9 protein-coding genes are annotated in these 10251 nt (G+C 72.5%); 5 read left to right on the top strand and 4 right to left on the bottom strand.

Features of this window, described 5'->3' with window-relative positions; genetic code table 11:
* From BN12_RS18580 to BN12_RS18570, 3 genes are all read left to right on the top strand, one after another.
* A partial coding sequence (locus tag BN12_RS18580; protein WP_048554822.1) for a gamma-glutamyltransferase occupies window positions 1-334 on the top strand: 334 nt, incomplete at its 5' end.
* A gap of 229 nt (window positions 335-563) precedes the next feature.
* Window positions 564-1772 carry a dipeptidase gene (locus tag BN12_RS18575; RefSeq protein ID WP_048554820.1) on the top strand — a complete coding sequence of 403 codons (1209 nt, stop codon included), beginning with the start codon at window positions 564-566 and terminating at the stop codon, window positions 1770-1772.
* A 133-nt stretch (window positions 1773-1905) separates the two neighbouring features.
* A complete protein-coding gene (locus tag BN12_RS18570; RefSeq protein ID WP_048554818.1) occupies window positions 1906-2862 on the top strand; it encodes a hypothetical protein in 957 nt (318 codons plus the stop codon).
* A gap of 105 nt (window positions 2863-2967) precedes the next feature.
* Here the strand turns inward: BN12_RS18570 and BN12_RS18565 are convergent, their stop codons facing one another.
* From BN12_RS18565 to BN12_RS18555, 3 genes are all read right to left on the bottom strand, one after another.
* Window positions 2968-4344, bottom strand: coding sequence for an MATE family efflux transporter (locus BN12_RS18565; protein ID WP_048554816.1), 1377 nt, complete (start codon window positions 4342-4344; stop codon window positions 2968-2970).
* Window positions 4345-4596: 252 nt separating this feature from the next.
* Entirely contained in the window at window positions 4597-6042 is a 1446-nt protein-coding gene (xylB, locus tag BN12_RS18560; protein ID WP_048554814.1) for a xylulokinase, read from the bottom strand.
* 126 nt (window positions 6043-6168) lie between these two features.
* Window positions 6169-6438: a DUF2277 domain-containing protein gene (locus BN12_RS18555; protein WP_048554813.1), complete on the bottom strand. Its 270-nt coding sequence runs from the start codon at window positions 6436-6438 to the stop codon at window positions 6169-6171.
* 407 nt (window positions 6439-6845) lie between these two features.
* On the opposite strand from BN12_RS18555, the gene dnaB reads away from it, so the two are divergent.
* The gene (dnaB, locus tag BN12_RS18550) at window positions 6846-8207 is read left to right on the top strand and encodes a replicative DNA helicase (RefSeq protein ID WP_048554811.1); all 1362 of its coding nucleotides are present in this window, start codon (window positions 6846-6848) and stop codon (window positions 8205-8207) included.
* A gap of 149 nt (window positions 8208-8356) precedes the next feature.
* Here dnaB and BN12_RS18545 read toward each other — a convergent pair whose 3' ends face one another.
* The gene (locus BN12_RS18545) at window positions 8357-9022 is read right to left on the bottom strand and encodes a TetR/AcrR family transcriptional regulator (protein WP_083454762.1); all 666 of its coding nucleotides are present in this window, start codon (window positions 9020-9022) and stop codon (window positions 8357-8359) included.
* Between the two features lie 207 nt (window positions 9023-9229).
* On the opposite strand from BN12_RS18545, the gene BN12_RS18540 reads away from it, so the two are divergent.
* Entirely contained in the window at window positions 9230-10159 is a 930-nt protein-coding gene (locus BN12_RS18540; RefSeq protein WP_157635561.1) for an ABC transporter permease, read from the top strand.
* Window positions 10160-10251 lie beyond the last annotated feature (92 nt).

The following is a 10251-nucleotide window of genomic DNA, read 5'->3' as shown; positions in this document are numbered from 1 at the left end:
CCTCGCCATCGGCTCGCCCGGCGCGGACCGGATCACGACGGCCCTCCTGCAGGTGCTCACCCGCTCCTGCCTGCGGGGGGCGTCGATGGAGTCGGCGATCCTCGCACCGAGAGCGCACGTGAGCCACCTGGCGGACGGGACGGCCGTCGTCGACCACGAGCCCGACGCGGCGCTCGAGGCCGCCATCGCCGCGTCCGGCCTCGCGCCCCGGCCGCACGGCGCACTCGACATGTTCTTCGGCGGGGTCGGCGCGGCATACCGGCGCTCCTCGGGCGAGGTCGAGGCGGCGGGAGACCCGCGTCGGGAGGCGGCGGTGGGCGTCGTCACCGTGTGAGCGCCGTCCCTCGGGTGAGGGGCGTCCCTGTTTGAGAGCCGTGGCCGCGCGAGGCCGCGTGAGGCCGTGGCCGGGCGGGGCCGGTCGCGGCCGGATCCGACCCCGAAGAAGGCCGGGGCCGGGCCTCAGCCGCTTGTGGGGACGGTAGCCAGAGTCCTGGCGAGGGCCAGCTTCCCCAGAAGGTCCACTGTGACCGAGTCTCGCCGGGAATCCGGCGTAGGGTCCGGGCATGTCCTGCGGTCGCCCCCGCCCCCGCTCCCGGCCGCGCCCAACGGCCGTGGTCGCCGGTGTGCTCGGCGGCGTCGCGGCCCTCGGGGGCGCCGCCTTCTTCGGCGTGCTGCCTCGTCTCCTCGAGCGCCGGCTCAACGGCGTGACCGAGGCCCGTCTTCCTCCCGTGGAACCGGATGCGCGAAGGCTCCACGAGTCACTCACCGTCGTCGACCTGCACTCCGATGCGCTCCTGTGGCACCGGGACCTCCTGCGGCGGGTCGACCGCGGGCACGTCGATCTGCCGCGACTGGAGGCGGGGAACGTTGCGCTGCAGGTGTTCTCGTCGGTGACGAAGACCCCGAAGGGGCAGAACTTCGATGAGAACGCCGCCGACACCGACCGGATCACGCTCCTCTCGGTCGCCCAGCTGCGCCCACCGCGGACGTGGACCTCACTGCTGCAGCGCTCGCTCCACCACGCGGCGTGCCTGGAGAGCGCGGCCGCGCGCTCCGGCGGGCGGCTCGCTCTCGTCCGGACGGCCGAGGACCTCGAGCAGCTCCTCGTGGCGCGGGCGTCCGGCCGCCGCGTGACCGGAGCGCTCTTCTCCGTCGAGGGGCTGCACAACCTGCAGGGGCGCCTGGAGAGTCTCGACCTCCTCGAGGCGGCCGGTATGCGGATAGCCGGGTTGACCCACTTCTTCGACAACGAGGTGGCCGGGTCGATGCACGGGCTCGCCAAGACGGGCCTCACCGCGTTCGGGCGGGAGGTGCTCACCGAGCTCGAGCGGCGCCGCATCGTCGTCGACGTCGCCCACGCGTCGCATACCACGGTGTCCGAGGTGCTCTCGGCGGCCACCCGGCCGGTCGTCTCCTCGCACGGAGGGGTGCAGGCGACGTGCGAGGTGAACCGGAACCTCACCGACGAGGAGATCCGCGGGGTCGCCGCGACGGGCGGGATCGTGGGGATCGGCTACTGGGAGGCCGCCGTCGGAGCCCCGACACCGGCCGCGGTCGTCGACGCCCTGGAGCACGTCATGGCCGTCGGCGGGGTCGGGGCGGCGGCGCTCGGGAGCGACTACGACGGCGCCGTCACCGTCGGCTGGGACACGAGCGAGGTGAGCCAGGTGACCGCCGAGCTGCTCCGCCGCGGCCATGCCGAGCCGGACATCGCGGCCGTCATGGGCGGCAACGCGGTCCGGGTGCTCCGCGAGACCCTCCCGCCCGCCTGAGACCGCCCTCAACCGCTTCTGGGGAAGGGAGTGCGAGTCCTGGCTCCCACCAGCTTCCCCACAACGCCCGCGGCGGCCGAGCCTGTGGATGACGGCTGAGGTCGGGGCCGCGAATCTGCCAGGCTGCCCTGGCATGGGAGTCGACTGGGCGCAGCTGCGGAAGCACGCGGACGCGCAGTGCGACCTGCTCACTCGCAGCCAGTGTCTCCAGGCCGGGCTCACGGACGGCACCATCCAGCACCGGCTGCGGTCCGGCCGCTGGCTCACGGCCCACCCAGGGGTCTATCTCACCGCCCCCGGACGGCGCGACTGGTTCGTCCGGGCGATGGGCCTGTTCCTGTACGCCGGGAACGACGCCGCCTTCTGCGGTGCCAGCGCCGCCCACTGGTGGGCGTTGGAGAAGAAGGAGCCCGCGACGGTCGAGCTGGCCATTCCGCACGGGCAGCGGATGGAGCAGCTCCCCGGCGCCCAGATCACCCGCCGCCGCGACCTCGACAAGATCGTCGACGAGAGGGAGTTCCCGTGGCGGACGAGGGTGCCGGTCACCGTCGTGGACGTGGCCGCCGCGGGGACGCCCGACTCCGCGCTTGCCACGGTGGCCCGCGCCGTGCAGCAGGCCCGGGTGACCGTGGGCGAGCTGCGCACGGAGCTCGCCCGTCGAGGGCGCTGCGGGCACGGCCGGCTGCTCCGCGAGGTGCTCGCCGATGTCGACGAGGGGGTCGAGAGCACCGCCGAGCTGCGCTACGTCAAGGACGTCGAGCGCGCCCACGGCCTGCCCTCGGCCCAGCGGCAGGTGGCGACCCACCACGGAGCGGCCCGACGTCACGACAACCGTTACGCGGCATACCGACTCGTCGTCGAGGTGGACGGTCGTCTCGGGCACGAGACATGGGAGGACCGGATTCGCGACGGCCAGCGGGACCGGCAGGTGCTGCCTGCCGAAGGGGTGACGCTGCGGGTGTTCTGGCCCGACGTCGCCGTCAGTCCGTGCGCGACCGCCGTCGAGATCGGTGCCGCGCTCACCGCGGGAGGCTGGTCGGGTCGCGTCCGTCGGTGTCGCCGATCCGGTTGCGTGGTACCGCGCGGCTGACCTCGGGGCCGACAACGGCGGAGCGGCCCCGGACTCACGTGCGCTTGTGGGGAAGCTGGTGGGAGTCCAGGACTCACACCAGCTTCCCCACAAGGGCGTCTGCGATCAGGCGCCGGTGACCATCCAGCGGTCCGTGCGCACCCGCAGCCACATGAGGGCGCCCCGGACCGCCATGAAGACGGTGAAGCCGAGCCACAGCCAGGTGATGGCGTGCTCCTCGCCGAGGACCGCGGAGGCGTCGGACACGAGCCACGGTCCGAGGGCGTGCAGGCCGGCAACGACGGGGAGGTAGGCGACGAGGCAGGCCACCATGGCGCGCGCCAGCCAGCGGCCGTCGCCGGCGCCGATGAGGACGCCGTCGACGACGAAGACGTAGCCCGACAGGGGCTGCCCGAGGGCGACGACGAGGAGGCCGGCGGAGATGACGGCCCGGACCTCGGGGTCGGAGGTGAACAGGTGCGGGAGGACGTCGCGGAGCGCGACGAGGATGAGGCCGACGACGAACCCGCCGAGCACGCCCCAGCGCACCATGACGACCGTGGCGGAGCGGGCCGCCCGCCGGTCCCCGGCGCCGAGAGCACGCCCGGTGAGCGCCTGGGCGGCGATGGCGAGCGCGTCGAGGGTGAAGGTGAGGAAGGACCAGATCGTCGCGGTCACCTGGTATGCCGCGAGCGGGACGGTGCCGTACGACGCGGCGACCCACGTCGTGAGGAGGAGGATCGCGCGGAGGGCGAGGGTGCGGACGAGCAGCGGGGCGCCGTCCCGCGCGGCGGCGAGGACACGTCCCGGGTGGGCCCGCAGGTGGGCGCCCTCGCGGCGGGCCATCCGGACGAGGACCCAGGCGAGGATCGCCGCCATGCCGGTCTGGGCGATGACGGTGCCGATCGCGGATCCGGCGATGCCGAGGCCGATCCCGAAGACGAGGAGCAGGTTGAGCCCGATGTTGCTCCCGAACCCGAGGACGGACACGACGAGCGGCGTCCGGGTGTCCTGCAGGCCGCGGAGCACCCCTGTCGTCGCGAGGACGACGAGCATGCCGGGTATGCCGAGCGCCGCGATCCGCAGGTACGTCACCGCCTGGTCCACGGCCGGCCCGGAGGCGCCGAAGGCCGAGCAGATCGGCCGGGCGAGGACGGCGACGACGACCGCGGTGGCGAGGCCGAGGGCGACGGCGAGCCACGTCCCGTCGACGCCGGCGGCGATGGCACCGCGCCGGGACCCGGCGCCGAGCTGCCGGGCGACGACGGCCGTCGTGCCATAGGCGAGGAAGACGAAGATGTTCGCGGCGGTGAGCAGGGCGGCGCTCGCGACACCGAGGCCGGCGAGCTGGCTCGTGCCGAGATGCCCGACGATCGCGGAGTCGGTGAGGAGGAACAGCGGCTCGGCGACGAGGGCGAGGAACGCCGGCACGGCGAGCCGGAGGATCTCGCGTCGCTGGGCCCGGGGATCGAGCGGCTCGGCGTAGGGGGCGGGCTCATCCACGGCAACCCCGACCTCTCGACCCGACCCGTCCCCTCTGCTCAGCTCGAATGCCCAGTGCAGCTTTATCGGGTGACCCGACAAGACGCGGTGCAGCTTTATCGGGTGACCCGATAATCCCCCTTGCAGCCTTGTCGGGTGACCCGATAAAGCCCCCTGCAGCCTTGTCGGGTGACCCGACAAGACGTGGCTTCACCCGAGAAGCGAAGTCGGGTGAGGCTATGTGTTCTGGGGTCACCCGATAAAGCTGCGCGCTCAGTTCCCGGCTCCGAGGCGGTCGAGGACGAGGTCGCGGGCCGTGGCATACCGCTCCCGCATCGCGGCGGTGGCGGACAGGTCCTCCTCGGCGGCGGCGTAGCTCTGGCTGCCCGACCGCTCCCAGGACGGCGGCTCCGGGGCGCCGGACAGCACCCAGGCGGCCTGCCGCGCGGCGCCGTCGGCGACGTACTCACCGGGGGCCGGCACCTCGACGGAGGTCCCGAACACGCTTGTCGCGCACCGGCGGACGGCCTCGGACCGGGCGCCGCCGCCGATGAGGGAGACGCGATCGGGACGCGTCCCGAGGGCGACCATCGCGGCGAGCCCGTCGGCGAGCCCGTGGAGCAGGCCCTCGACGCTCGCGCGGGCGAGGTGGCCGGGGGTCGAGGTGGCGAGGGTCAGGCCGTGGAAGGAGCCGCTGGCGTGCGGCCGGTTCGGGGTGCGTTCGCCCTCGAGGTAGGGGACGAGGACGAGACCGTCGGATCCGGGTGGGACGGTGAGGGCGAGCTCGGCGAGGCGGGCGTGGTCGACGCCGAGGATCCGGGCGGCGGCGTCGAGGACGCGGGCGCCGTTGAGCGTGACCGCGAGGGGAAGGAACTCGCCCGTGGCGTCGGCGAACCCGGCGACCGACCCGCTGGGGTCGGCGGCGGGCGTGGCGCTCACGGCGGAGACGACGCCCGAGGTGCCGATGGACAGGGCGACGTCGCCCTCGACCATGCCGAGGCCGAGCGCGGCGGCCGCGTTGTCCCCCGCGCCCGGCCCGAGGAGGGCGTGCCGGTTCGGGCCGTAGGCGAGGGTTCCCGCGGACTCGGCGGGACCGCATACCCGAGGGAGGACGGCGTCGTGGCCGAGGCCGCGGACGAGCAGGTCGTGGCGGTACTCGCCCGTCGCGGGCGACCAGTAGCCGGTGCCGGAGGCGTCCGAACGGTCGGTGCGCAGCGCCTCGAGATCGGGGTCGTCGGGACCGTGCCCGGCGAGGCGCCAGGTCAGCCAGTCGTGGGGGAGGGCGACGGCCGCGACACGGGCGGCATGGTGCGGCTCGGCCTCGGCGAGCCAGCGCAGCTTGGTGACCGTGAAGGAGGCGACGGGAACACTGCCGACGGCCTCCGCCCAGGCCCGCGGCCCGAGCTCCTCGGTGAGCTCCGCCGCGGCGCGGGCGGAGCGGGTGTCATTCCACAGGAGGGCCGGGCGGACGACCGCGCCGGACTCGTCGAGGGCGACGAGCCCGTGCTGCTGCCCGCCGACCGCGACGGCGGCGACGTCGTCGAGCCCCCCGGCCGCGTCCACGGCGCTGACGAGGGCCTCCCACCACCGGTCGGGGTGGATCTCGGTGCCTTCGGGGTGCGAGGCCCGCCCGTCACGGACGAGGGCGCCGGTGTCGGCCTCGCGGACGACGACCTTGCACGACTGGGTGGAGGAGTCGATCCCGGCGACGAGGGGCATGGTCGGTACTCTGCCGCACTCCGGCGCCGTCGTCGCCCGCTGGCCGGCGCCTTGCCGTCATGACGGTGGGAGCCGGTCGCAGAGGCGCCGGGGAGACGAGCGCGTCGCCGGGTATGCGGGGGCCGGTCAGGACGCGTAGCGCGCCTGGCTGCGGGCGCGCGCCTTGGCGGCCTCCTCCTCGCGGTTCTTGGGGGTCGCGGTCGTCGTGAGGTGGTCCAGGAGGTGCTGGGTCGCGTGGGCGATCTCCTCGACGGCGGCGTCGAAGGCGGCCTGGTTCGCCGCGCTCGGCCGGGTCGAGCCGCTCACCTTCCGGACGTACTGGAGCGCGGCGGCGCGGACCTCCTCGCTCGTCGCGGGAGGCTCGAAGTTATGCAGCTGGCGAATGTTGCGGCACATGCCCTCCAGCGTATGCGGGGGCGCCGACGGCGGAGGCTACCGATCGGTCGGACCCGTCCGGAATGCGTGTTCCACGGGCTGGACATGTGGATACAACACGCCCGAAAGTTGTTGAGGTCCACACGCGGTGGACGGCATCCTCGCAGGTCAACGTGGTGTCGTGGCATACCACCTCAGGTTGTCCACAGAGGTATCCCCGGCCTGTGCACATCGGGGGTCGGCGTTTTCCACCGAGGGTCCACAGGCGCGTCAACAGGTCGCCTGGCAGCGCTCCCGGGACGGTTCTAGCGTGGCCCGTCGGAGGTCTTGCGGCCGCCCCGTAGGGGTGTCGGTGGTCGGGGGGACCCTTGGAGATGACAACCGTGTAGTTCCGGCCGTCGGGCCGTCCGTGGCGTGAGGTGGTGTGCGTGTCGATCGTCGAGCTGAGCGATCACGGGCCTCGGTCCGGGCCGGTCGACGACCGGGTGCCGCCGCAGGACGTCGAGGCCGAGCAGTCCGTCCTCGGCTCGATGCTGCTGTCCAAGGACGCCATCGCCGACTGCGTCGAGACGCTGCGCCCGGCCGACTTCTACCGGCCGGCGCACGAGACGATCTACGACGCGATCCTCGAGCTCTACGGCCGCGGCGAGCCGGCCGACACCATCACCGTCGCCGACGAGCTGGGCAAGCGCGGCGACCTCCAGCGGGTCGGCGGCCAGGCCTACCTCCACCAGCTCGTCCAAGTCGTCCCGACCTCGGCGAACGCCGGCTACTACGCCGAGATCGTCGCCGAGCGCGCCGTCCTCCGCCGGCTCGTCGAGGCGGGGACGCGGATCGTCCAGATGGGGTATGCGCAGGGCGAGGGCGACGTCGAGGACGTCGTCAACCGGGCGCAGGCGGCCGTCTACGAGGTGACCGACCGGCGCGGCGGCGACGACTACGTCCCGCTCGCGGAGCTCCTCGAGCCGACCCTCGACGAGATCGAGGCGGCGTCCGGCCGCAGCGGCGAGATGATCGGGGTGCCGACGGGGTTCGTCGACCTCGACGAGCTGACCCACGGCCTGCACCCCGGCCAGATGATCGTCGTCGCCGCGCGACCGGCCGTCGGCAAGTCGACCCTCGGCATCGACGTGGCGCGCGCGGCGGCGATCAAGCACGGCCTGACGACGGCCGTCTTCTCCCTCGAGATGAGCCGCTCTGAGATCACGATGCGGATCATGTCGGCCGAGGCGTCGATCCAGCTGCAGGAGCTGCGCAAGGGCACCCTCGGCGACGCCGGCTGGCAGAAGCTGGCCCGCGTGACGAGCGAGATCTCCAGCGCCCCCCTGTTCATCGACGACTCGCCGAACATGTCGCTCATGGAGATCCGCGCCAAGTGCCGCCGCCTGAAGCAGCTGAACGACCTGCGGCTCGTCGTCATCGACTACCTGCAGCTCATGTCCTCCGGCAAGAAGGTCGAGTCGCGCCAGCAGGAGGTCGCCGAGTTCTCGCGGGCCCTGAAGCTGCTCGCCAAGGAGCTTGGCGTCCCCGTCATCGCCATCTCGCAGCTCAACCGCGGCCCGGAGCAGCGCACCGACAAACGGCCCCAGATGTCTGATTTGAGGGAGTCTGGGTCGATCGAGCAGGATGCCGATGTTGTCATACTTCTGCACCGCGACCGCACCGACCCCGAGCGGGAGGGCGAGGCCGACGTCATCGTCGCCAAGCACCGCAACGGCCCGACCCGCGACATCGTCCTGGCCTTCCAGGGCCACTACAGCCGGTTCGCCAACATGGCCAAGGACTTCTGAGCGGTTCTCTGCCCCGGCGGCGCGGTTCTCTGCTTCGGAGGCGCGGACGTCGCACGGCTCGGCTCGTTGTGGTGAAACTGGCATGAGTCCCAGCTCATGCCGGCTTCCCCACAAGCGTTCATGTCGGGGTTCCGGTCGCCCGGATGAGCTCAGGGCAGGGTGCCGGTGAGGTACCGCTGGACGGACGGGGCAACGTGCCGCACCAGGTCGTCCAGCGACATGGTGGCGAGTGGGGCAACGGCCACGATGTGACGGGCATACATCACGCCGGCGAGCTGGCCACCTGCCAGCGTCAGGCGGAGGTCCACCCGGTCATAGTTGGAGGCCTCCGCTGCGCGGGCGACGAGATGCGAGCCGATGAACTCGTGCGCCATCCTCGCCGCGTCCTCGTTGGAGGCGACCGACCGGAACATCGCGCGTAGCGGTTGCCCCGTCTCCGGCCGCTCCCACAGCTCGAAGTAGAAGCGGGTGAGTCGCTCGCCCACGGTCCGGGCCGGCCCGGCGAGTATCCGTGGAACGGTGTCCGCGACGTCCTGCGGGAACGCCAGGCAGGTGGCGAACAGGGCGTCCTTGCTGCCGAAGAAGTGCAGCACGAGGGCGGGATCGACCCCGGCGGTCGAGGCGATCGCTCGGATCGTCGTGCCGGCATACCCCTGCCGGGCGAAGCTCTGGCGGGCCGCGATGAGCACCGCGTCGCGGGTGCCGCTCTGGCCCGCTCGCCGGCCACCCGCGTGCGTCCGCCTGGCCGTCGCTCCACCGTCCTCAGGCGCGCTCCTGCCACGGCCCGTCGCCTCACGAGTGCTGCTGCGCGGCATGACGCGAGCATAACTCACCGACTGTTGACCTCAACGTATGTTGAGGTCAACGGTTGTTGAGTTATGCGCTGACGCAGGCCCGCGAAGGAGTCGACGATGTCCCATGCCGCGCCACCCCGGACGCGTCCCCTCGGCGAGCTCGTCGGACGGCGGCTCGTACCCGGAGCGGCTCTCGCTCTCTCGATCTCCGCGATCCAGCTGCTGTTCATGTTCTGCCTGAGCTACCCGCCGCTGCATGCTCAACCGCGGGACGTTCCGCTCGGCGTCGTGGGGCCGGAGGCGGCGGTCCGGCAGATCGGGACAACGCTCGCCGCGACCGGCGAGGACGCCTTCGACGTCACGCGCTACTCGGACGCCGACGCGGCGAGGGGCGCCATCGAGGATCGCGCCGTCTACGGTGCGATCGTCGTCGGATCGAGTGGGGCGACCGTGCTGGTTGCCAGTGCTGCGAACGCCTCTGTCGCCACCATGCTCAGGTCCGAGGCCGCCGCACTCTCCCCGGCGGGTTCGGTTCCGGTCGAGGACGTCGTCCCTGCGTCGGAGGACGATCACAATGGCAGTGGGTTCCTCGCCACCGTGCTCCCCCTCACGCTTCTCAGCCTTGCCCTGGGAGTCGGCGTCGCGTTGCTCGAGAAGCGGCGCCTTCGCACCGCAGGCTGGATCGCGATGGCCGCGATGACAACCGGCACGTTCGCGAGCTGGATCGCCCATGCGATGGGCACCTTCACCGGTAGCTACTGGGGGACGCTCTGCGTGGTGATCATGCTGGTCTTAGGTATCGCGATCACGAGCGCGGGGCTGACGCACTGTGGGAGGGCAGGGCGGGCATTCGACCTCTGCTTCGCCCTGCTGTTGCTCTGCGTGGGCATTCCCGGTGCCGGCGCGATCGTGCCGTCCGTGTTCCTCGTCGAACCGTGGCGCGCGCTCGGTCCGCTCCTCCCGCCAGGAGCCGCGGTCGATGCGCTCCGTGGGATCAACTTCTTCGACGGTGCGGCGACGGCCGGCTCGCTGTGGGTGCTCATCGCCTGGGTCGCGGTGGGTCTGACACTCATCCTCCTGTCCCAGGTGGGCTCGCGCCAGGAAGGGCTGCGCTCTGTCAGCAGTGGCCCCAGCGTGCTGCACGCGCCCGAGGTCTGACGAGAGCCCAGCCGCCGCGGCGCCCGGTCGAGCTCGCCCCGGCCGATCGAGGTATGCGATGACGTTCGGGTGGGGTCTGGATACCTCGACCC

The sequence above is a fragment of the Nostocoides japonicum T1-X7 genome (genome assembly GCF_001046855.1).
Lineage (GTDB): Bacteria > Actinomycetota > Actinomycetes > Actinomycetales > Dermatophilaceae > Nostocoides > Nostocoides japonicum.
The sequence above is the reverse complement of the archived record's forward strand: the minus strand, read 5'-3'. Positions and strand labels throughout refer to the sequence as shown.

Coding starts and splice junctions, on each gene's coding strand:
- BN12_RS18575 (WP_048554820.1), top strand. CDS start 564: ATGTCCTGCGGTCGCCCCCGCCCCCGCTCCCGGCCGCGCCCAACGGCC.
- BN12_RS18570 (WP_048554818.1), top strand. CDS start 1,906: ATGGGAGTCGACTGGGCGCAGCTGCGGAAGCACGCGGACGCGCAGTGC.
- xylB (WP_048554814.1), bottom strand. CDS start 6,042: ATGCCCCTCGTCGCCGGGATCGACTCCTCCACCCAGTCGTGCAAGGTC.
- BN12_RS18555 (WP_048554813.1), bottom strand. CDS start 6,438: ATGTGCCGCAACATTCGCCAGCTGCATAACTTCGAGCCTCCCGCGACG.
- BN12_RS18545 (WP_083454762.1), bottom strand. CDS start 9,022: ATGCCGCGCAGCAGCACTCGTGAGGCGACGGGCCGTGGCAGGAGCGCG.
- BN12_RS18540 (WP_157635561.1), top strand. CDS start 9,230: ATGTTCTGCCTGAGCTACCCGCCGCTGCATGCTCAACCGCGGGACGTT.